The 22,718-nt window shown below is 42.5% G+C and carries 17 protein-coding genes, 8 tRNA genes and 1 pseudogene; 9 read left to right on the top strand and 17 right to left on the bottom strand.

The genetic code is table 11. From position 1 onward, the window contains the following. Positions 1 to 93 precede the first annotated feature (93 nt). Positions 94 to 876, top strand: coding sequence for a YdcF family protein (locus FTT87_RS10045; RefSeq protein WP_086195976.1), 783 nt, complete (start codon positions 94 to 96; stop codon positions 874 to 876). Positions 877 to 878: 2 nt separating this feature from the next. On the opposite strand, the gene FTT87_RS10040 is transcribed toward FTT87_RS10045, so the two are convergent. The 11 genes from FTT87_RS10040 to FTT87_RS09990 all read right to left on the bottom strand — a co-directional run bounded on the left by FTT87_RS10040 (position 879) and on the right by FTT87_RS09990 (position 3,542). Next, the gene (locus FTT87_RS10040) at positions 879 to 1,340 is read right to left on the bottom strand and encodes a DUF2750 domain-containing protein (protein WP_086195977.1); all 462 of its coding nucleotides are present in this window, start codon (positions 1,338 to 1,340) and stop codon (positions 879 to 881) included. Between the two features lie 74 nt (positions 1,341 to 1,414). Beyond that, positions 1,415 to 1,490, bottom strand: a tRNA-Val gene (locus FTT87_RS10035). A 104-nt stretch (positions 1,491 to 1,594) separates the two neighbouring features. Beyond that, positions 1,595 to 1,671: transfer RNA gene (locus FTT87_RS10030), tRNA-Asp, on the bottom strand. Positions 1,672 to 1,729: 58 nt separating this feature from the next. Next, positions 1,730 to 1,805, bottom strand: a tRNA-Val gene (locus tag FTT87_RS10025). A 31-nt stretch (positions 1,806 to 1,836) separates the two neighbouring features. Beyond that, positions 1,837 to 1,913: transfer RNA gene (locus tag FTT87_RS10020), tRNA-Asp, on the bottom strand. A gap of 13 nt (positions 1,914 to 1,926) precedes the next feature. Then, positions 1,927 to 2,002 (bottom strand) — tRNA-Val (locus tag FTT87_RS10015). A gap of 21 nt (positions 2,003 to 2,023) precedes the next feature. Continuing rightward, a tRNA-Asp gene (locus FTT87_RS10010) sits at positions 2,024 to 2,100 on the bottom strand. A gap of 47 nt (positions 2,101 to 2,147) precedes the next feature. Further along, positions 2,148 to 2,224 (bottom strand) — tRNA-Asp (locus FTT87_RS10005). Between the two features lie 27 nt (positions 2,225 to 2,251). Further along, a tRNA-Val gene (locus tag FTT87_RS10000) sits at positions 2,252 to 2,327 on the bottom strand. 293 nt (positions 2,328 to 2,620) lie between these two features. Then, positions 2,621 to 3,151 (bottom strand): cell wall-recycling L,D-carboxypeptidase ElsL, encoded by a 531-nt coding sequence (elsL, locus tag FTT87_RS09995; RefSeq protein WP_086196101.1) that lies wholly within the window; start codon positions 3,149 to 3,151, stop codon positions 2,621 to 2,623. A gap of 7 nt (positions 3,152 to 3,158) precedes the next feature. Next, the gene (locus FTT87_RS09990; protein ID WP_086195978.1) at positions 3,159 to 3,542 is read right to left on the bottom strand and encodes a YbaN family protein; all 384 of its coding nucleotides are present in this window, start codon (positions 3,540 to 3,542) and stop codon (positions 3,159 to 3,161) included. Positions 3,543 to 3,638: 96 nt separating this feature from the next. On the opposite strand from FTT87_RS09990, the gene FTT87_RS09985 reads away from it, so the two are divergent. The 3 genes from FTT87_RS09985 to dapE all read left to right on the top strand — a co-directional run bounded on the left by FTT87_RS09985 (position 3,639) and on the right by dapE (position 6,050). Then, entirely contained in the window at positions 3,639 to 4,535 is an 897-nt protein-coding gene (locus FTT87_RS09985) for a DUF1853 family protein (protein WP_086195979.1), read from the top strand. 99 nt (positions 4,536 to 4,634) lie between these two features. Continuing rightward, on the top strand, positions 4,635 to 4,784 hold the full coding sequence (locus tag FTT87_RS09980; RefSeq protein WP_086195980.1) for an entericidin A/B family lipoprotein: 150 nt from the start codon (positions 4,635 to 4,637) through the stop codon (positions 4,782 to 4,784). A gap of 129 nt (positions 4,785 to 4,913) precedes the next feature. Then, positions 4,914 to 6,050 carry a succinyl-diaminopimelate desuccinylase gene (dapE, locus tag FTT87_RS09975; RefSeq protein WP_180174809.1) on the top strand — a complete coding sequence of 379 codons (1,137 nt, stop codon included), beginning with the start codon at positions 4,914 to 4,916 and terminating at the stop codon, positions 6,048 to 6,050. Positions 6,051 to 6,126: 76 nt separating this feature from the next. On the opposite strand, the gene FTT87_RS09970 is transcribed toward dapE, so the two are convergent. From FTT87_RS09970 to pilG, 6 genes are all read right to left on the bottom strand, one after another. After that, on the bottom strand, positions 6,127 to 6,585 hold the full coding sequence (locus tag FTT87_RS09970) for a hypothetical protein (RefSeq protein WP_086195982.1): 459 nt from the start codon (positions 6,583 to 6,585) through the stop codon (positions 6,127 to 6,129). A 4-nt stretch (positions 6,586 to 6,589) separates the two neighbouring features. Beyond that, entirely contained in the window at positions 6,590 to 11,059 is a 4,470-nt protein-coding gene (locus FTT87_RS09965) for an Hpt domain-containing protein (protein WP_180042432.1), read from the bottom strand. 173 nt (positions 11,060 to 11,232) lie between these two features. Further along, entirely contained in the window at positions 11,233 to 13,305 is a 2,073-nt protein-coding gene (locus FTT87_RS09960) for a methyl-accepting chemotaxis protein (RefSeq protein ID WP_180174808.1), read from the bottom strand. 45 nt (positions 13,306 to 13,350) lie between these two features. Beyond that, positions 13,351 to 13,887 (bottom strand): chemotaxis protein CheW, encoded by a 537-nt coding sequence (locus FTT87_RS09955; protein ID WP_086195985.1) that lies wholly within the window; start codon positions 13,885 to 13,887, stop codon positions 13,351 to 13,353. 5 nt (positions 13,888 to 13,892) lie between these two features. Then, on the bottom strand, positions 13,893 to 14,261 hold the full coding sequence (locus FTT87_RS09950) for a response regulator (RefSeq protein WP_086195986.1): 369 nt from the start codon (positions 14,259 to 14,261) through the stop codon (positions 13,893 to 13,895). 23 nt (positions 14,262 to 14,284) lie between these two features. Next, the gene (gene pilG / locus FTT87_RS09945) at positions 14,285 to 14,668 is read right to left on the bottom strand and encodes a twitching motility response regulator PilG (protein WP_086195987.1); all 384 of its coding nucleotides are present in this window, start codon (positions 14,666 to 14,668) and stop codon (positions 14,285 to 14,287) included. A 280-nt stretch (positions 14,669 to 14,948) separates the two neighbouring features. On the opposite strand from pilG, the gene FTT87_RS09940 reads away from it, so the two are divergent. The 5 genes and pseudogenes from FTT87_RS09940 to FTT87_RS09920 form a co-directional block, all read left to right on the top strand. Next, positions 14,949 to 15,593: a hypothetical protein gene (locus FTT87_RS09940; RefSeq protein WP_180082160.1), complete on the top strand. Its 645-nt coding sequence runs from the start codon at positions 14,949 to 14,951 to the stop codon at positions 15,591 to 15,593. A gap of 79 nt (positions 15,594 to 15,672) precedes the next feature. Beyond that, positions 15,673 to 16,779 carry an efflux RND transporter periplasmic adaptor subunit gene (locus tag FTT87_RS09935; RefSeq protein WP_227609453.1) on the top strand — a complete coding sequence of 369 codons (1,107 nt, stop codon included), beginning with the start codon at positions 15,673 to 15,675 and terminating at the stop codon, positions 16,777 to 16,779. 26 nt (positions 16,780 to 16,805) lie between these two features. Further along, positions 16,806 to 19,910 (top strand): efflux RND transporter permease subunit, encoded by a 3,105-nt coding sequence (locus tag FTT87_RS09930; RefSeq protein ID WP_180174806.1) that lies wholly within the window; start codon positions 16,806 to 16,808, stop codon positions 19,908 to 19,910. A 96-nt stretch (positions 19,911 to 20,006) separates the two neighbouring features. Further along, positions 20,007 to 21,725: a proline--tRNA ligase gene (locus FTT87_RS09925; protein ID WP_180174805.1), complete on the top strand. Its 1,719-nt coding sequence runs from the start codon at positions 20,007 to 20,009 to the stop codon at positions 21,723 to 21,725. A gap of 84 nt (positions 21,726 to 21,809) precedes the next feature. Beyond that, positions 21,810 to 22,591: pseudogene (locus FTT87_RS09920) on the top strand (helix-turn-helix domain-containing protein); the annotation flags it as partial. Between the last annotated feature and the right edge of the window lie 127 nt (positions 22,592 to 22,718).

The raw sequence follows: 22,718 nt of genomic DNA, 5'->3' as shown, positions 1-22,718 counted from the left end.
CAATAAAAAAACCGGGTCTCAGAACCCGGTTTTTTTATACTTAAAGTATCCAATTTGTTTAAACTAGCAACAACATTCACCCAGAGTAATTTTATGTCCAGCAGCTTCAAACGTCACCTGAGCTTGATTATCGGCAGTATATTGACTCTCGATGGCTTATGGTTACTGTCACTGGATAAAATTCATCTCGGCATTATTCTTCCGTTGATCATCGGTATTGGACTCATGCTCTATGCCCTGTTTTTTAACCGGATTCAAAGCTTTATTCAGCGCACGCAATTAAGACAGACTTTATGGCGCTGTGCATGGGCGGGATTTTTTCTCTGGCTCAGCACATTGGTGATATTTTTCAGTTATCTGCTATATAGCATTCAGCAGTCCAATACAGTTCAGCCCGCCTCTGCAGTCATTATACTGGGCAGTGGAATCGAAAAGGGTCATCCCTCTCCCACCTTAAAACAGCGATTAGATGTTGGTGCTGCCTATGCCAAACGTTACCCGGAAACCGTGCTGGTCGTGACTGGAGGTTTAGGATTTAAAGAACAAATTGCTGAAGCAACAGTGATGTCTGAATATCTGCAACAACAGCATCATATTGATCCATCACGTATTCTGTTAGAAGCTAAAAGTACCAGCACTGCAGAAAATCTGCGTAATGTGCAGCCTTTACTGGCACAGCAGCATATTTCCCTAAAGCAGCCAGTTGTCATTGTCACCAGTGACTTTCATATTTTACGTGCCAAAGCCATTGCTAAACATCAAGGTTATCAGCAGATATTTACCCTTAGCGCCCCAACACCGCTTTATATTCGCTATAACTCCTGGTTACGCGAATATTTTGCCTTTATCAGTGGCTGGCTGTTACAGGAATACTAAAATCAGTTCAAACGAATGCTACGGGGTAAAGGCAGTTTTTCATCTTTAAACAATTCAGGTTTTTGCAGGTAAATCTGATACAGATAATTTTTGATATCCAATAATAATTTTTCTGGTGCCACCAGCACATTTTGCCCTTCTGGTGTCAAATCCATCGATACACAGGTACTTTCCTGACGTAAAAAAGGAATGACTTTTTCAACAAAATCTTTAAGTGAAATATTCTCAACATGATAATTTGCCCAATTGTCTTTCACCAGCAATTTTGCCAGCCCTTTGCTTTGCCAAATAGCAAATGCACGCTGACCGGTAGGCGTTGCACATAATGCCCAACCATCATCATACAGGGCATGGACGTAACCTTGGCCTACAATCATTTCAACAAATTTTTTATAGATTTCTTGGGCATTATAAGTATTATTTTGGGTCTTAGACGCAGCCTTGCGTTGATATGGATTTCTCATGATTTTTCAATAGTTAAAATTATTATTAACTAAGGATTTTAGGAGAAAAATAGAATTTGATCAAGGAGAATATATGGTGGGCGCTGACGGGATCGAACCGCCGACATTCTGCTTGTAAGGCAGACGCTCTACCAACTGAGCTAAGCGCCCTGAAGAGTAAAAATAACATCGTTATTTTTTATGACGCAAGACAAGCGAAGTGCGTAGTCTTGGTATTGATATCTTAAACTCAGGGATTTAAGACATTTTAAAAATGGCGCAGCGGACGGGACTCGAACCCGCGACCCCCGGCGTGACAGGCCGGTATTCTAACCAACTGAACTACCGCTGCATCACGATACTTATTTCTAAGTAGTTATATCTAAAAAAGAAAATATCTTTAAAAGATATGGTGGGCGCTGACGGGATCGAACCGCCGACATTCTGCTTGTAAGGCAGACGCTCTACCAACTGAGCTAAGCGCCCTCAAAGGGTCTTGCATTTTCGATTCTAAGGATGGCGCAGCGGACGGGACTCGAACCCGCGACCCCCGGCGTGACAGGCCGGTATTCTAACCAACTGAACTACCGCTGCATCGCAAAAAATCTGGTGGGCGCTGACGGGATCGAACCGCCGACATTCTGCTTGTAAGGCAGACGCTCTACCAACTGAGCTAAGCGCCCTCAAAAGGTCTATCATGTAAATGGCGCAGCGGACGGGACTCGAACCCGCGACCCCCGGCGTGACAGGCCGGTATTCTAACCAACTGAACTACCGCTGCACTTACACAATGTCGCTATTGTGGCAAACGAATATTAAGAACTGAAGTGGCGCAGCGGACGGGACTCGAACCCGCGACCCCCGGCGTGACAGGCCGGTATTCTAACCAACTGAACTACCGCTGCACTAAAGTGTCTTAACGCTAAAGAGCTTGGTGGGCGCTGACGGGATCGAACCGCCGACATTCTGCTTGTAAGGCAGACGCTCTACCAACTGAGCTAAGCGCCCTTTAAACGTCTTCATCGTTTGATGAGGTGCATTATAGAGAATCCTGACAGACTGTCAAACGCTTTTCTGACTGTTTTTGGTTTTTTACGTTTGAGTGATTAAAAAATAGGTTGTTTGCTATAAAAACAAACAATTTCGATAACTTATTTACTATTTTCCGTAAAAACCCAAAAATCACCGAGTCATTTTTAAGCAAAATATTGCAATATTTTTTGAACTGCTGGCGAATACCGCCATTTTTTATCTGCTATATATTCAGCTGGGTATTAAGCTTTTAATACTTTATCACATTATTAATCGGCGATTGCCTGTGTACCATCCTTCAAATTCAAACGCTGTTCTGAAATAAACACCAAAGCATCCTCAGTGATCAGTTCGAATAATTCAATCACATCCTTATTACGCATCCGGATGCAGCCATGTGACAACGGAATCCCCATAGGCTCTGTATCGGGGGTGCCATGAATATAGATATAACGCTGAAAGGTATCACAGCCCTCACCCTGATTAAAATTTTCTTCCAGACCACTTAACCAAAGGATACGCGATAAAATCCAGTCACGTTCAGGATATTGTGCAGCCAATGCTGCATCATAGACTTCACCAGTTTGCTGCCGTGCTTTAAACACCGCATTTTTCGGAGCATTATGACCAAATTTAAGCGCCACTTTATGCCAGCCCCGAGGAGTCTTGCCGGAATTTTCCTGCTCGCCAATCCCGTTTTTGCCTGTAGAGATGACATAAGTCTTGTCATGTTTCGGTAAGATCAAACTTTGCTCAGCTAAGTCAATCCATATATCCGCCTGTTCTAAAGAATATGCCATAACAAAATCACTCACCATCTTTGATTGGTTCTGCTGAAGGTTCAGGACGTAGCCATAACCAGATGGCCACTGTCAGCATGGTCAGGTCAGTGAAGATTTTCACCAAAAGCGGTGCATTGGTAAATAACATGATGATTCCACTGATCATCATCATGATAGTGGCGAACCATTTTGCCTTGCGTGGTACGGTGCCATTTTCACGCCATGCCCTTAAGGTCGCCCCATATTTAGGATGATTCAGCAACCAGGCATCCATTTGCGGCCAGCCTTTCGAAGCCGACCAGGCAGCTAAAATCAGAAATACTGTTGTTGGCATACCCGGTAAAAGTGCCCCGATAAAGCCCAGGATGACAAAAATCATCACTAAACTTCGCCAAAACAACATTTTCATAGCACTACCCTATACAACTAATTGCGGTAGTATAAAGTGTTTTTGCATATTATCCGTTGTCATTCTGCACTTTTTAATTTATCGCCCGGGGTTGCTATGTTTGCTTTAAATCAAGTCTCTCATATTGAAGAACCCTGGCTGCAATTTAAAAATTTACTGGTTCGGCAACTGGCCTTTTGTGTATGCAGTCCAAATATTTTATCCCACATCCCGTCCGAAATGGTACTCAAGCATGCTTTTCAATTTCATGATGATGCCGTATGGCGTAGCCATTTTCAGAATTATCACTCCAGATTGCTTTATTTAGATCAGCATCCACAAGAATTAGAAAGCTTTTTACAGCAGCTGAAAAGTACACGTTTGGGTCTGCGTTTTGAAATGCTGGTCTGGTTCTGGTTGCTCGACCAAGACTATCATCCGTATCAGTTAATCGGTCATAGCATTCAGAAAATTGCAGGACCCAGAACTCTGGGTGAACTCGATTTTCTGTTATTGAATACCGAAACCCAAGCCATTGAACACTGGGAAGTGGCTTTAAAATATTATCTGGCAGAACGGGATTGTTCTTTGCCCTACTGGTATGGCTTAAACCGCAGCGATACTTTATTGCGAAAATTAAATCACTTTAGCCAAAAGCAGTTTCAGTTTGAGGATGCACTGGAACACAACATTGAGCAGCGTTTCGCAGTACTCAAAGGGCAACTTTATCTACCTATTGGAAGCACAACAAACAGCCTTCCCAACTGGGTCAATCGACAGCGACGTTTAGGCTGTTGGGGAAGCGATATTCCTCCGCAAAATGCTCAATTTTACCGCTTACAGCGACTCGAATGGATCTGTCCAGAGCAGCATATCAGTAGCGATACCGCACAGTGGTGGAGTAACGGCTTATATCTGCAAAAAGATCAAAATAATTTCTATATGTACCGCAATCCACCTTTACTCTCTCAAGCAATACATCGCCAATTTTATGAGAATTGTCTATTTTTATAACAAATGCTTACTTTTCTACCATCAAAAAACCCTATTGTTTAGACTGTGTATTAATTAACCTGAATTCACATCAAAATAATGAATGACTTGGAGATGATGATGAAAAAAATTCTTGCTGCTTCCCTCATTATTGCATTTGCTTTAACTGGCTGTAATACGTTTAAAGGTATGGGTAAAGATGTATCTAAAGCTGGAGAGGCTGTAACCGATACTGCAGAAAAAACTTCTGAGGAAATCCGCAAAAACTAGTTTGTCTTCAGCACACAGAACCCTATCCAAGATAGGGTTTTTTTATGCCAATTTTAGGGCAGTCATTCACATTCAAGGACATATTCGCCTATTATAGTGCAGACAAATTTATCGACTTATGAAAATCGCATGACCTCTTCCGCTACCCTTGATTTAAGCCTGCAACTGCTACGTCAGCCTTCTGTAACACCAATCGATCATAACTGCCAAAATATCATGGCGGAACGTCTGGAAAAAATCGGCTTCAATATTGAACCGATGCGTTTTGAAGACGTGGACAATCTGTGGGCACGTAAAGGTACTGAAGCACCTGTTTTATGTTTTGCAGGCCATACCGATGTGGTACCTACCGGGAGTTTAGATGCCTGGAATTCGGACCCTTTTGTACCGGAAATTCGCGATGGTAAACTGTATGGACGTGGCAGTGCCGACATGAAAACAGCACTGGCAGCGATGGTAGTGGCTTCAGAGCGTTTTGTGGCAAAACACCCAGACCATAAAGGTTCTATCGCATTTCTCATTACTTCCGATGAAGAAGGTCCATCCATTAACGGTACCGTGAAAGTTGTGGAAGCTTTAGAAGCCCGTAATGAAAAAATGACCTGGTGTTTGGTTGGTGAACCATCCAGTACCAAACAGTTGGGTGACGTGGTCAAAAATGGTCGTCGTGGTTCATTGAATGCTAAATTAACCGTGAAAGGTAAACAGGGACATGTGGCTTATCCTCACCTTGCCATCAACCCGATTCATACTGCCTCTAAAGCCCTGGCTGAACTGTGCGATACGGTGTGGGACAATGGCAATGAATATTTTCCTGCAACATCTTTCCAAATTTCCAATATCAATGCAGGTACCGGTACAACTAACGTGGTTCCGGGCAGTATGAATCTTTTATTTAACTTCCGTTATTCAACTGAAGTGACTGCTGAACATTTAAAAGAACGTACCTTAGAAATTCTAGACCGTCATAATCTTGATTATGATATTGAATGGACATTATCTGGCTTGCCATTCCTTACCCCAGTAGGCGAATTGGTCAATGCTGCTAAAAATGCCATTCGTAATGTCACCGGTATTGAAACTGAACTTTCTACCAGTGGCGGTACTTCCGACGGTCGTTTTATTGCCCCTACAGGTGCACAGGTGCTGGAACTCGGTGTATTAAATGCCAGCATCCATCAAATTGACGAACATGTAAATGTTGCTGACCTGGAACCGCTTGCTGAAATTTACGAACAAATTCTAGAAGGCTTATTAGCTCGCTAAAACAGTAACCACATAAAATAAAAAAGGAACTGAACAGTTCCTTTTTTATTACCCACCTTTTATAAATGCTTCAACATTACAATCCTAAAGAAGACTGAATGTGTTCGAGATTAGGCACATAAAACACCTGATCTCCCATCCGTACATACTGGAATACATCAGGGTCTGTTGCCGTGCGTTCTTCATCTACCACTTCAGAAATACGCAGACGAATCGTTTTTGGCATCTCATTACACATCAGGGCAAAACGCTGACTGACATCATCGCCTTCAATGACCAATGCTACACCCGTTTTGCGCTCCGGATCATTCACAGCATACACTGGCAGCTTCAATTCATGCCATTCCACAAAAGGCACCTGTGTAGCGCTATCCAGCGCAGACAAGACAATGTTTTGCGGAAGAATCATCGCTTCCTTACCATAACAATCGATAATATAGGTATCGATAAATCCGGTAGATACCGTAATAAGGTGGTGTAACTCCTGTTGTGAAATTCGGTCAACAGCAGAGTTTGAAACACTATTTTGGCTCATTGAGTTATCCCTGACTGATTTCTAACAAACTTTCCACATTTTCCAGCAATTCCGCTTCCTGGAACGGTTTACCCATATAGTGCGTTACCCCAAGACTGAATGCACGTTCACGGTGCTTCTCGCCTGTTCTTGACGTAATCATGATAATAGGCAAGTTTTGATGCACGTCATGGTGACGAACCAGATTCGTGACTTCAAAACCGTCCATGCGCGGCATTTCAATATCCAGCAACATCAAGTCTGGTTTGACATTTTCCAGCTGCTCCATGGCATCAATACCATCTTTGGCCGTCACCACATCAAAGCCTTGACGTTCAAGTAAACGTGAGGTCACCTTACGTACTGTCACCGAGTCATCCACAATCATGATCAGGCGGCGTGTATTACTGTAACGCGAATGCTCACGTTGATCAGACACATGTTTAAGACGTTGGGTGTTCTGAATTTGTCGGGCAATATTCTGACCATCCAGAATCAGACAGACTTGACCATCACCTAGAATAGTCGCTCCGGCAACAGCGCCAACACTTGAGAATTGCTGACCGATCGGTTTCACCACAATTTGTGCACGCGAACCAATCAGCTGATCCACAAGTAGTGCAATAGTTTGACCACTATTGCCTTTAATCAGCAATACAGGTAAAGAATGGGCAACATTACTTAAACGTGGTAAAGGCTGATTGGACACAAATTCGGATAAATAACGCAGTTTGTAACTGGTGTTATCAATTTTAAAGAAGTCGTCTTTACTGTTGAAATATTTTTCCAGTGCTGATGGTGCAATACGTACAATACGGTCAATTTGTGCCAGTGAAATCGCAAACTGCTGGTCGCCTGATTTAACCATCAAGGCGTCACTCACCGCCACCGTAGTTGGTACGCGAATGGTAAAGGTGGTCCCTTTACCCAATTCAGAATCGATGGAAATATGCCCGCCCAGCGCCTTAATTTCGCTTTGCACCACGTCCAGACCTACACCGCGTCCGGAAATTTGGGTCACTTCTTTGGCAGTAGTAAATCCAGGATGGAAAATTAATTGCAGGATTTCCTGCTTATCCATGGATTGATCGGCTTTAATTAAACCCAAGCTGAGTGCTTTTTCTTTAATTTTTGTTTCATCAATCCCTTTACCGTCATCACTGAATGACACCAGTACATCTGTACCTTGACGGCTAATATTGAGAACAATTTTCCCGACTTCAGGCTTTTGTAACTCATGTCGTACGTGAGTGTCTTCCAGACCATGGTCAATCGCATTACGCAGCATGTGCTCGAACGGTGTAACCAGACGCTCTAGAATGTTACGGTCCAATTCACCTTCGGTGTTTTGCACCACCAGCTCGGCCGGACGGTTCAGGGTCGATGAGGTTTGACGCACAATCCGTTGTAACCGTGGCAATAAACGATCAAATGGTACCAGACGGGTACGCATCAGGCTTTCTTGAATCTCGGCTTGAATACGGGATTGTTGTAACAGTAAACCTTCCGTATCACGAATCTTTTCTGACAGGGTCGTCTTGAAATCGACCAAGTCAGATGCAGATTCCGCCAGCGATTTTGACAACTGGTTTAATGATGAATATTGGTCCATCTCCAGGGGATCAAAATCGGCATAACGTGAATTATCACCATGTTTGGCAATAATTTGAGACTCGAGCTCACCTTCCATTCGACGTAACTGGTCAGCCAGACGCTTGATTGCCAGTTCCATTTCGTTCAGGGTATTACTAAACTGTCCCAAGTCCATTTCAATACGTGAACGGTTAATCGCATTTTCACCAGACAAGTCGATCATTTTCTCGACCAGATCGGCAGAAATACGGATCATTTCATTGCTGTTGTCCTGTTGATTACTTGTATCCCACTCACCCATCATTGCTGGAGGTTCGGTACCATCACCCTGAACAAATTCAAAGACTTTAGCCGTAGACAGCGTATCGGATTCGGCCACGCGCTTAGGTAACTGCGCAATGACATCAACAAATTCAATCGACTCTAAACTTAATTTGACGCTGTCAAAATTACTGTAATCATGCTCGAAAATGGCCTGCTTTAACCATGCCAAAGTCGTTTGCAATAACAGGTCATAAACATTGGAGTTGAACTGATGCACCGCAAAGCGTTCGAAGGTGGTTTCCAGCTGGTAAGCAATTGCCCCTACCGGTTCATTTTCCACCATACGTGCGCCACCTTTCAAACTGTGGGCTGCACGCTGTAATTGAAGCAGCAAGCTACGGTCACTACGCTGCTCAAACCACTGTTTCAACAGGCTATCTGTAGACTCCAGAATTTCTTCTGCTTCTTCCCAGAAGGTTTCTTCTGCAATTAAACGGATACTGTCATCTGGCTCTTCAACATGGTCTGGAGTTGCCAAGGCAACTTCAGCAGCTGCTTCAGCTTCGACTTTAGCTTCCACTTCAGTTTCAAGCTGAATCTCAGGTTCAATTTCTGTTTCTAATGTCGTTGCAGTTTCAAGTTCTTCAATTTCAGCTGCAACTTCAGGTTCAGCCTGAACTTCGACTTCCGCAACTGCGGTGCTTACAGCCACACTACCTTGAGCGATCGCCTGAATATTACGCAAAATTTCAATCGATTCAGCACCAGAATAATCAATCTGCTCATCGCGAATGACTTGAATACGGTCTGATACATCATCTTGTACTAAGCGAATAATACTGATGAGTTGTGGATTGACCTCAATTTGATGACGGATCACGCGTTCATAAATGCTTTCCAATTCATGCGCAATTAAGCCAATATGAGTCGCCTGAATCATATTGGCACCCCCTTTAAGGGTATGCAAATAACGCATTAAATTATTCAGTGCTGCAGTATCGGACGGATCTTTCGACCAGGTATTCAAGTCTTGATCGATCCCGCCCAGTAATTCTTCTGCTTCTTCCAGGAAGATATCCAACAAATCTTCATCAAAATCACGATTTGCATCAGCAGCATGCATGTGTTCGCGGTCTGAACCAATTTTTTGTGAAATCTGTGCCAGATCTACAATACCTGAAGCAGCAGCTGGTGAGGCTTCAGCTTGAGTTTCAGGATTCGGTTCCTGAACTTCGAACTGTTCAAGATCCTGCTGAACAAAGGCTGCCAGATCATTCAGAACTTTCTGGATATCTTCCGTTAAAATAACGCGCTGACCTGCCGCCAGTGTATCAAACAGATGAATGAACTCTTGATGTGCCTGCCCAAACAGATCATATGCATAGTCGATATTGAGCAGTTCCGGTTTTAATACCAGAGCTTCATAGCCAGACTTCAATTCATGGGTAAATTGATAGATGCCCATCGCAGCACGATTATCAGTATTGTCCAATAATTGCTGTGCCTGCTGGCTTAAGGCCTGAATGTATTCCGGATATTCTACTTTGGCACGTTTTTCAAATTCGAATTCGGCATCCAGAAGTAAATCAATATTCAATTCGACCAGTTTGGACACCAGACCTTGCGGATTAACGTCCTCATCCACTTCTGCAGAACTGAAACCATAGTCGTCCCATGCCGAATTAAAGGTGGCATATATCGCATCAAGTTTCTGAGTCTGACCCTGTCTTAAAGTATGTAAATAATCACGGACAAATTCAGCATATTGAATTAGCAACGCAGTCTGGCTGGAGGTAGAGACAATTTCTTCTTGTAAAAGTGTTTTAAATAAGTTTTCAACCTTGGTACTGGCTGCAAAAATCTGATCAATATGTGCCATAGAAGAGCTGCCACGCAAGGTATGCAAGGCACGGATCAGGCCATTATAATCCTGATATTGTTCCTGTTCATTTTTCAGGAACTGGTCAATCGTGAGCAGATGTTCTTCTGCTTCTTCAATAAAGATCGCGACCGTTTCTTCAATATCATTGTTGTCGTCTGCTGCGACTGACGCTGCTGTAGCAGTAGTTTCGATTGCCATTTCAGGCGCTGCTTCACTAAATGATTGATCCTGCAATTCCAGACCAGTAAGACTATTGACACTGGTCAGTGTGCTAGACAGTTCAAGCAATTCTTCTAGTGCAGGTTCTAAACTGACCTGCTGCTGAATTTGCTGCCCCAATAATACTAAAGGTCTTAAGTCGATATCAGCATTTTGAACAGTTTTAAAAATTGGGTATAACTTGTATTGATAAATATTAAATACAGTTTGGGCAAATCGTTGAACTGTGCTGTCCAAAGGTACTGTGCCGGAAATAACCCGATTTAAAGTATCTTCAACCGCCCATGCCAACTCACCCGCAGATTTTGCTCCAACCATACGGCCAGAACCTTTAAGGGTATGAAAATGACGGCGAATGGTCGTTAAAGTTTCTTGGTCATTCGGATTTTCCAACCAAGTTGTAAATAAAGTACTTAATTCAACGAAGATTTCTTCTATTTCTTCAACAAAAATTTCTAGAATTTCTGCATCTTGATCAAGATAACTATCTTCAGGAAGCGTAGTCGTTTCAACTAAATTTTTTAATATTTCTTTCATAGCTTAGGCTTCTTACGTTTATCTGCCACCAAGAAGGTTGCTCAAACTTAATTGTCACCATCACGCGAGACCTAACTTTGAAGTTAAGTTCATCTTGTCGATGCTTGATCTGTGTCTTATAGATATCCCCTGCCCAAAAGCAGGGAATATCACTGCAACGCTTTTTAATTAACTTAGTCAGGTAATTTAAAGTCGGTTACAGATTCACGTAATGATTCGGCCATATTTGCCAGTTCCGATACCGAACGTGCTGTATCGAAGGTTGCTGTTGTGGTTTGCGAGGTAATTTCTTGTACGACATTCATCGTTGTCGCAATGTGACCAGCAGAAGCAGACTGAAGTTTTGCAGCATCCGAAATGTTGGCAATCAATCGCGCCAGGTTGGTCGATACGTTTTGAATTTCATCCAGTGCCACACCGGCATCTTTGGTTAAGCTTGCACCACGAACAACCTCGGAAGTGGTTTGCTCCATCGAAATTACGGCTTCGTTGGTATCTGTCTGAATGGTTTTTACCAAGCCTTCAATCTGTTTGGTTGCAGAGGCTGAACGTTCCGCAAGACGCTGTACCTCATCGGCTACCACGGCGAAACCACGACCAGCCTCACCCGCCATAGATGCCTGAATTGCAGCGTTCAATGCCAGAATGTTGGTTTGGTCGGCAATATCGTTAATCAGGGCAACGATGTTACCAATTTCCTGAGAAGATTCACCCAGACGTTTAATACGTTTAGATGTTTCCTGGATCTGCTCACGGATGGTGTCCATACCTTCAATAGAACGGTTTACAACCTCTGCACCATTGGCAGCAATTTGTACCGAACGCTCCGCAACCACTGCAGATTCTTCCGCGTTTGCAGATACCTGGTCAATAGACATCGCCATTTCGTTAATCGCGGCAGATGCACCGGCAATCTCTTGTGCCTGGTGTTCAGATGCTTCAGCAAGCTGGTGGGTAATGCCTTGGGTATTCGCTGTATATTGCGCAACTTCTTGAGACGTTTCAGTAATACGTGATACCAGTTCACGTAACTGGTCAATCGCGAAGTTAATGGAGTCGGCAATTGCTCCGGTAAAATCTTCCGATACCGTTGCATATGAACGCAAGTCACCATCCGCCAAGTCGGCAATTTCATCCAGTAAACGTAAAATCGCATTCTGGTTACGGTCATATTCTTCTTGCAGGTTTGCCACGCGCTGTTTATCTGACTGGCCACGTAATGCAAGCAACTTGAATACAGAAAACAGGAAAGCAACCAGACACAGGATTAAAAGCAAGGCAGGAAGCGCAATAGCCAAGCTCGAACCACCAGATAGCTTATTCAGGTTGGCTAACAATTCATCCGACTGGGCAAAAATTGCAGCAGAAGCTTGACGTACTTTTACAATTTGCGCCGAGTTTGAAAGAATTGTTGCAGAAGCTGATTTTAGTACATCATCATATTCGCTTTTAATGCCTGTCAGTGATTCACGCAATGCCGGATCATCAATACGTTCTACACCCAGTTCTGCACTACCATTGAGCTGGGCATTGAGGTAAGAACCGAAAGTTTCAGTATCGGCACTGAAGTCATCCGCAGATTCACGCGAGTTATCGTTACCTGTGAGTACCGAACTGATCGAACGCAAAATACGTTCCGCAATGAATACCTGGTTTTTGGCAATAACCACCTGGTTAGACGGCATGTTTTGACGCGCCATTTGGTCAACCATCAGGTTATATTCTGCCTGAATTCCCGGAATCGACTCACCAATTGCAATATTGGTATCGTACAGCTTGTTAATCATTTTCTGTTGAGACGAAATTAAATCAATCCCTTCTGATAGCGATTTCCACTGCTTTTCCACCTCAACCAATGCAGCTGTATGTGGATGAATATCTTTAACCGTTTCCAGGTTTTCAGCAAATTCTTTTTGCGATTTAATTAATTTATCAATCGACTCTTTGGTTCCTGAAGCAGTTGCATCAGTTGCCTGACGTGAAATGGTTTGTGACAATAGACGCAAATCACCCACACTACGTGTCAATTCATTATTACGCGGTACACTATAGAATAAGTACAATAACAGGAAGAGTGCTACGACCAGAGAAAATGCTGCCCCCAAAATTAATGGTTTGGACTTTTCACTGTCACCAAATACACGTGATAATTGCTCTGTTTGTGATTGAATCTTTGTGACTAAAGCATTCCCGCCATTATGGCTGGTGCCTTCACCTGTATTTTTCTTTTTAAGTTTAAAGCCCATCCAGCTTCTCCCCGAGTTGCGCTATCATTCTTTAGCTTGCGACTATTAATTTATAAATTTTATAGAGGCATTCATGTATTTTGGGTTTTGCAATAAACGACTAAATAAGAAAACATGCCAGTGCTGATTATGCTGATAAAAATAACCCTGACAATATTCTTGTAAATTGCTATCTAATTCACTGTTTTTAGAAAAGAAACTCTTCTTATTAAAGTGTTGAATCCCCAAAACCTGATCTACCACCAAACCGACATAATGGTCATTATGACTAATACACAATACTTTTTGAGTCGGTGAAAACTGACTTCGATGTCCTGAAATATAATGCGCCAAATCAGCGACGGAAAGTAAACGTCCCCGAATATTGGCCAGTCCCATCACCCATGACTGAGTATTTGGAACCGGAGTATATTTTGGTGGATATATCACTTCAGATACTTCACCCAAAGGGGCAACAAAATATTGCCCCATCATCTCAAAAGCAATGCCTGACCATCGGTTTACTTCATTTTCAGTTGTAACGTAGTTTTTGTTACCACGTTTAGCAATCCGAAGTAATTCGATAAATCCATTTGCTGCCATAGAGCTTATCCTGCATTGAGGTGTTGTTTAATCACATCAATTAATTGGTTTTCGTCTACAGGCTTGGTCAAATAATCACTTGCCCCCTGACGTTTCCCCCAAACGCGGTCAGTGGCTTGGTCCTTGGTACTGACAATCACAATCGGAATGTGTTTAGTAGTAGCACCACGGGCAATCTGACGTGTTGCCTGAAAACCGTTTACACCAGGCATGACCACATCCATGAGCACTAGATCTGGCAATTCTGCTTGTGCCATTGTGACACCATCAGCACCATTTGCTGCTTCAATCACCTCAAAGCCATGCTTGGTTAAAATCTCTCTAAAACGAAATGTTTCCGTAGGTGAATCATCAACGATAAGGATACGTGACATGCTTTTCCCCAATAAAAATAAACTTATGCTGTTACGTGATTGCGGATTGCGTTTAACAATTCATCTTTACTAAAGGGTTTAGTTAAATACTCATCCGAACCAACAACACGACCTTTTGCCTGGTCAAATAAACCATCTTTACTTGACAGCATAATGACTGGAATATTTTGATAATTCTGCGAATTTTTAATTAATGCACAAGTTTGATAACCGTCTAAACGTGGCATCATAATATCTACAAAAACAATATCCGGATTTGCTTCAGCAATTTTTGCCAAAGCCTCAAACCCGTCTACTGCGGTCACGACTTCACAACCTTCACGTTGGAGTAATGTTTCTGCTGTACGACGAATGGTTTTTGAATCATCAATCACCATCACTTTTAGATTTTGGAATTTTTCGTCCATTTAATGATCCTTCCCATTTTTAGAATGTACAAACAATTTTAGTCAAAAATTTTATTACAAGTTACAAACATTTTTAACATATCTTTACTTGCCTTTTCAATGAACATTTTCCGCACGAAGACTCACTTTAGTCTATTTTCAATAACGACTTCACACTTTCCATCGACCAATGATTTTTTTTTGACAGACAGAGGTTTTTTATTACTTATTTTGAGTCTAATATAGCTCATTTATTACTTTTAAAATAAGTAATTTAGTCAACTTTTATTCGGGGGTTACAATGCAAAGTCAGTTTAAATACAAACTTGCTTTCATTGCACAAAAAAAAATGAACTTTAGATTCATTTTTCTTTCTTTTCTGGTTTTGCAATCGGCATTCGCATATGCTGAAAATCCGCCACCTAAAGCCACCTGGTATCGCTATTATGACAGTAAGGGTATAGCCAATATTAGCACCAATGTCACCCCCAATCATATTCGCTATGGCTACGAAGCTTTGGACCAGAACATGCAGGTCATCCGGCGTAATCGTGCCTATAATACTGAAGCCGATATTAAACAGGCACCGCAACGTGCAGCCCACGCCAGACAGCAGGCAGCGGACTTAAAACTAAAAAAGGCTTATGGTAATAGTCAAGTTGCATTCGCAAAACGTAATGACGCATTAACCGGCATCAAAAAGCAAATTGCCTTTCAGCAAGACCAGTTAAAGCAATTACAAACTGACCGTATTTATTTTAAGCGTCAACAGATTGAACATTTACGTAAAGCTGAAGACATTCCAGCCAGCTTGAAAAATACAATCGAGAATAATCAAAAGAATATTGAAGCAAAAAAAGCAACGATTCAATCATTACAAATTAACTATCGAAATACTCAAGCAAAATACGACAATATTATCGCTCGCTTAAAAGCGCTTGAATAAATTGTATTTAGGCTATGAAGCACTTAATTTAAGTCACAATAAATAAAAAGGATGAAGCTACATGCTATCTGGACAGCATATGAAAAAATCTAAATTAAGTGACCATAAGCAATATTTAACCGGCAGCGTTCTGTGTTTAATTTTATTTCTAACAGCTTGCAAAAAAAATGAAATAGAAAAACCTGTAGAAACCACAACAAAAATTGAATTAATTGAAAAAGATCTAGTTTCCGTGAAGAATGGCACTTCTGTCGCAAAAAGTGCTTTTACCGGCACGCTTCGTGCAGTCAATCAAAGTAGCATACAGGCTCAGGTCACTGCCACTGCAACCCAGGTCTATGTTCAGGTCGGACAGTCAGTCGCTAAGGGACAGATCTTGGTTCGCCTGAATAATCAAGATAATGCTGCACGTTTAGCGCAAGCTCAGGCCAATTTGTCAGCAGCACAAGCGCAGGCAAATCTGGCTAAAAATATGATGCAGCGCAAACAACGCTTATTGGATCAAGGTTTTATCTCCAAAGTTGAATATGAACAGGCTGCTGTTGACTATCAGGCGCAACTGGAAAATGTGCATGCGCAACAGGCCAGTGTCAATATTGCCCAAAAAGCCGAGCGTGAAGGGACTATTTATAGTCCCATTTCCGGAGTAATTACACAGCGCCAAGTCGATGCTGGTCAAACCGTTGCTGCTGGCCAGACCCTGTTTGAAATCGTGGATCCGAGTCAGCTAGAAATTCAGGCCAAATTGCCAAGTGACATGCAAGCCGCTTTAAAAGTGGGACAGCATATTGAATACACCATTCAAGGCAATCCAGCTCAACTGACTGCTGTTTTAACACGCATCTCCCCTATTGCCGATCCTGCCAGTCGCCAGATTGAATTCTTTGCCCGACCGAATGAAACCATTAACTCACTGAGTATTGGTTCTTTCGTGGAAGGCAACATTCTTGCTTCGACTCAAGTTTCAGGTCAGCTCATTCCGCTCGATGTGATCCAGAATATCAAAGATAAACCCTATGTCTGGGTGATCCGCCAGAACAAAATTGAAAAGGTCAATCTGGTCATTCTGGAACAGCGCTATCGGGACAATTTGGCTGTCGTGCAAGGACTGCAAAACGCCGACCAGATTAGCCGTATTAAATTTAATGACCAGGACATTCATCAAGCGGTCGTCATCAATAAATAATAAAAAATAAGTACAGGATTGTTCTTATGTGGTTTACCCGAATTAGCGTTAAATATCCTGTTTTCACCATCATGATGATGTTGTGTTTACTGGTACTGGGGCTGGCATCTTGGCAACGCATGGGCATAGAAGAATTTCCCGATGTCGATTTTCCATTTGTTGTGGTCTATACCTCCTATCCGGGTGCCTCCCCTGAAACCATTGAATCTGAAATTACCAAAAAAATGGAAGACCAGATCAATACCATTTCAGGTTTAAAACAGATTATTTCCCAGTCTAGTGAAGGGCTGTCGACCATTATTGTCGAATTTAATCTGGATATGTCTTCTGCAGTGGCCGCCCAGGATATTCGCGATAAGATTGCTCCAGTTACCGCCCAGTTTCGAGATGAAATTCAGGATCCTGTTGTTGAACGTTATGACCCTACTGCCAATGCGGTGATGTCGATTGTGTTTGAATCGGAGACCATGCCGTTACGCGACTTGAGTTCCTATTTAAGTCAGCAGATTGTCCCGCAACTTCGAACCATGCCGGGCGTGGGTACAGTCAATTTACTGGGCGATGCACAACGCCAGATTCGTATTGAAGTCGATCCGCAAAAACTGCAAAGCTTTGGTATTGGTGTAGATAAAGTCATCAATACCTTGAAAGGTGAAAATATTGAAGTTCCGGGAGGCACCTTAAAACAGCCGACGTCTGAACTGGTGGTGGAAATCAAATCCAAAGTGATTCACCCGCAATCGTTTGGTGACCTGATTATTGCCAATAAAAATGGTACTCCTATTTTTCTAAAACAGGTGGCAAGCATTGAAGATGGTCAAGCCAATCTGGAATCAAGTGCTTATTTAAATGGTAAAGCTGCGGTCGCGATTGATATTCTGCGCAATTCGGATTCCAATGTAATTGATGTGGTCAATGCCAGCTATAAAGCCCTAGCAAAAATCGAGCAACAGCTACCCGAGGGTACTGTGGCTAAAGTTGCCGTCGATGGTTCCAAAGGCATTCGTGGCAGTATTAAAGATGTGGCACGAACCATTATTGAAGGTGCGGTTCTCGCTGTTCTGATTGTTTTACTGTTCTTGGGGTCTTTTCGCTCTACCGCCATTACCGGGCTGACCTTACCTATTTCCCTGTTGGGGACATTAACCTTTATTTGGGCTTTCGGCTTCACTATTAACATGATGACCTTACTGGCATTATCTCTCAGTATTGGCCTGTTGATTGATGATGCAATTGTAGTGCGGGAAAATATTGTCCGTCATGCCGATATGGGCAAAGATGCTGTAACGGCAGCACTCGATGGCACTAAAGAAATTGGGCTGGCGGTTTTAGCCACGACACTGACCATTGTTGCGGTATTTTTACCAGTTGCATTTATGGGCGGCATTATCGGTAAATTCTTCTATCAATTTGGAGTAACGGTCAGCGCTGCCGTGCTGATTTCAATGTTTGTCAGTTTTACCCTCGATCCCATGCTTTCTGCACACTGGGCTAAAAAACATAATCCAAACAAGAAACCCAGCAGAATAAAGCGCTTCTTTAACTGGATATCCAATAGGCTTGATCATTTAAGCCATTACTATGAAAAACTGTTAAAACTGGCACTACACTTCCGTATTTTAACCCTGATAGTGGCCGCAGCTTCACTTTTTGGTGCATTGGGTTTATCTAAATTGATTGGTACGGAATTTGTTCCTGTTCCAGATAAAAACGAAATTCGAATTAAATTTGAAACGCCTGTAGATGCCTCACTCGAATATTCACAAGCCAAGTTGTTGCAAGTGGAGAATATTATGCGCCAGTATCCAGATGTACGTAATACCTACAGCATTATCAATGGGGTAACGGATCGTGGTAAAAACCATGTCAGCATACGCGTCAAGGTCACGCCTCGTCTGGAGCGTGATAAGACCCTGACCCAACTGAATAATGAGTTTCGCCAGCGCTTGCAAAGTGTAGCGGGTATTACCATTACCTCGGTGGCTTCGGCAGATGAAACGGTTTCGGGAGGGCAAAAACCGATCATGATTTCCATTAAAGGTACCGACCTGAACGAACTGCAAAAAATCTCCGATCGCTTTCTGGCAGAAATTTCCAAAGTCGAAGGTATCGTCGATCTGGAAAGTTCACTTAAAGAACCTAAGCCCACCTTGGCGGTTCATATCAATCGTGTCCTTGCCAGTGATTTAGGTCTTTCTGTCAATCAAATCGCCAGTGTCATTCGTCCCTTAATTGCAGGCGACAACGTTACCACTTGGCAAGATGAAAAAGGCGAAATCTATGATGTTAATCTTCGCCTGACTGAAAACAGACGCACCTTACCGAGCGATATTGAAAATCTTTATCTGAATTCACAAAAAACCGATGCTTCTGGCCAGCCTATTTTAGTGCCTCTAGCCAGTGTGGCAAACTTCGAAGAAAGTTTGGGGGCATCGCAAATTACCCGCCGTGATTTGGCCCGCGAAGTCCTGATAGAAGCCAATACAGCAGGCCGCCCTGCAGGGGATATCGGTCAAGACATTAAAAAAATTCAAGATAACTTTGATTTACCACCCGGTTATAGCTTTGCCACGCAAGGTGCAAATAAAGACATGGCCGAATCGGCAGGTTATGCCTTAACCGCCATTACCCTTTCCATTGTGTTCATCTATATTGTACTGGGTTCACAATTTAACAGCTTCATTCATCCTGCTGCGATTATGGCTTCCCTTCCCCTCTCGCTGATTGGGGTGTTTCTGGCTTTATTCCTGTTTAATTCCACCATGAACCTGTTTTCCATTATTGGCATTATCATGCTGATGGGATTAGTGACCAAAAATGCCATCCTGTTAATTGACTTCATCAAAAAAGCCATGGATCGTGGGGTTGATCGTTATGATGCCATTATAGAAGCGGGTAAAACCCGTCTACGCCCTATTTTAATGACCACCAGTGCCATGGTGATGGGGATGATTCCTCTTGCATTGGGTCTGGGTGAAGGTGGCGAACAAAGTGCACCCATGGCCCATGCCGTGATTGGGGGCGTAATCACCTCCACCCTATTGACTCTGGTTGTGGTTCCTGTGATCTTCACCTACCTGGATGACTTGAAGAATTTTATGACGCGCCAAATCCGAAAAATCATGGCATAATAAACCCACTTGACATGAGGTGACATTCTGAAATGTTCACCTCATTTTTTATCGTATAATCTTATGCTTTAACGCTTAATTATTAGGACAGTTTCCATGCGCGCGAGTCGCTTTTTATTTGCTACGTTAAGAGAAACCCCAAATGATGCTGAAGTGATTTCACATCAGCTCATGTTACGTGCGGGGATGATTCGTAAATTGGCTTCGGGTTTATACACTTGGTTGCCGATGGGCGTACGTGTGCTAAATAAAGTTGAAGCGATTGTCCGTGAAGAAATGAACCGTGCAGGAGCGCTGGAAGTATTCATGCCAGTAACCCAGCCTTCAAGCCTTTGGGAAGAATCCGGCCGCTTTGTGCAATATGGTCCAGAGTTATTACGTTTTAAAGACCGTCATAATAACGATTTTGTGCTTGGTCCTACACACGAAGAAGTGATCACCGATCTTGCACGAAATGAATTGAAAAGCTACAAACAGCTGCCAATCAATTTCTATCAGGTACAAACCAAATTCCGTGATGAAGTCCGTCCACGTTTTGGTGTGATGCGTTCACGTGAATTTATCATGAAAGATGCTTATTCTTTCCATATCGATCAAACTTCACTACAAGAAACCTATGACGTGATGTATGACACGTACTGCCGTATCTTTAGCCGTTTGGGCTTAGACTTCCGTCCAGTACAGGCCGATACTGGCTCAATTGGCGGTTCAGGTTCACATGAATTCCACGTTTTGGCATCAAGTGGCGAAGATGATATCGCCTTCTCTACCGAATCTGATTATGCTGCCAACGTTGAAATGGCTGAAGCAATTCTTGTCGGTGAGCGTGCGGCCGCAACTCAGGAATTAAAACTGGTCGATACACCAGCTCAAAAAACCATTGCCGATGTATCTGCTTTCTTAGGTACTGATGCTGCACAATCTGTAAAAGCATTGCTCGTACAAGGTGTTGCAACTGAAGAAGGTAAAGAAGCACCTGTTGTTGCTTTATTCCTTCGTGGTGACCATGAACTGAATGAAATTAAGGCTGAAAAGCATCCGTTAATTGCCGCACCTTTAACATTCGCAACTGAAGCTCAAATTCAAGCCCTTGGTTTAACCACTGGCTTCATTGGGCCACAAGGTCTAGTTGAAAAAGGCATTACTGTGATTGTTGACCGTGCAGCATCTGTACTTTCTGATTTTGTTGCCGGTGCCAATGAAGCCGAAAAACATGCAACAGGTGTCAACTGGGAACGTGATGCAACATTTACTGAGGTTTATGACTTACGTAATGTGGTTGAAGGTGACCCATCTCCAGATGGTAAAGGGACACTGCAAATTAAGCGTGGTATTGAAGTCGGTCACATCTTCCAGCTGGGCCAAAAATACTCTGAAGCTTTAGGCTGCAAAGTGCTTGGTAAAGACGGCAAACCGACGATTGTAACCATGGGTTGCTACGGTATTGGTGTAACGCGTGTGGTAGCCTCTGCCATTGAACAGAACTTCGATGACAAAGGGATTATCTGGCCTTCTGCAATTGCACCGTTTGAAGTTGCGATTGTTCCAATGAATGCACATAAATCACCACGTACTTTGGAAGCTGCTGAAGCACTTTATGCAGAACTGCAAGCTGCGGGTTATGATGTGATTTTGGATGACCGTGACGAGCGTCCAGGGGTGAAATTCTCTGACCTTGAAATTACCGGGATTCCACACCGTATTGTAATTGGGGAGAAAGGTTTGGATGCAGGGACTTTTGAATATAAAGGTCGCCGTGATGCTGAATCTGTCAATATTTCAAAAGAAGAATTACTCGCTAAAATTGCAAAGTAGTTGTTCTTAAAATAAAAAATCCCGCTAAGTGAACTGCACCCCGAAAGTTGGACACTTTTAGTCTAATTTGGAGGGTGCTTTTCTATGGCTAAATATTCTCAAGAGTTTAAACTTAAAGTTGTTCGTTATTCTTTCGATACTAATAGTGGTAGCAGAAAGACTGGTGCATATTTCAATATTCATGAAAGTCTTGTTAGGCAATGGGTTGCCCAATTTAAAAATCATGGAGAAGAATCGTTAAAACCAAGAAAAACTTCACCAGAAAAATCTTATAATTTAAAAAAACAAGTGGTTGATAGTATTTTGATTGATGGTCTATCCGCTCGTGAAGCTATGATTAAATTTAAACTACGGTCGCATTATGAAGTTATAAAATGGGTTCGGCTATATCAAGAAAATGGTATAGATGGTTTAAAACCTAAACCGAGAGGACGACCTAAACCCATGATGAAACCGAAAATACCTAAAGTCAAACAGCTCCAAGAAGATCGTGATAAAACGCATGAACAATTGCTTGAAGAACTAGCATATCTCCGTGCTGAGGTCGCCTATCTAAAAAAGCGGAGAGCCTTGATTCAGAGGCAGAAAGAACAGGAAAAAGCAGAACAGCAACAACTGCAAGATTCATATCTGAATTAAGGCAAAGGTATAAATTAACATACTTATTACGTGCATCTAAATTAGCTCGAAGCACGTACTTTTATCATGAACAGCAAGCGAAGCTTGGTGATAAATATAGTGATGTTAAGCAGCAAATAAAGACGATATATCATAAACATAAAGGCAGATATGGGTATCGTAGGATTACACTTGTATTGAAAAAATCGGGCTTATCAATTAATCATAAATGCGTACAACGATTAATGTGTCAACGGCATTCTAAAATTGACCCCTTTTACCTTACAAATGGCAAAGTAAAATTGACCCCTTTGATCTCGTATTAAGTTTCAACCTGAGGCTGAATCCCTATTCTTTTTTTATCCTTCAAACGAT

The organism is Acinetobacter sp. YH01022 (genome assembly GCF_013420235.1).
In the GTDB taxonomy this organism is placed as follows: Bacteria; Pseudomonadota; Gammaproteobacteria; order Pseudomonadales; family Moraxellaceae; genus Acinetobacter.
Note: the sequence above shows the minus strand (reverse complement) of the source record. Positions and strands in the feature narration are given on the sequence as shown.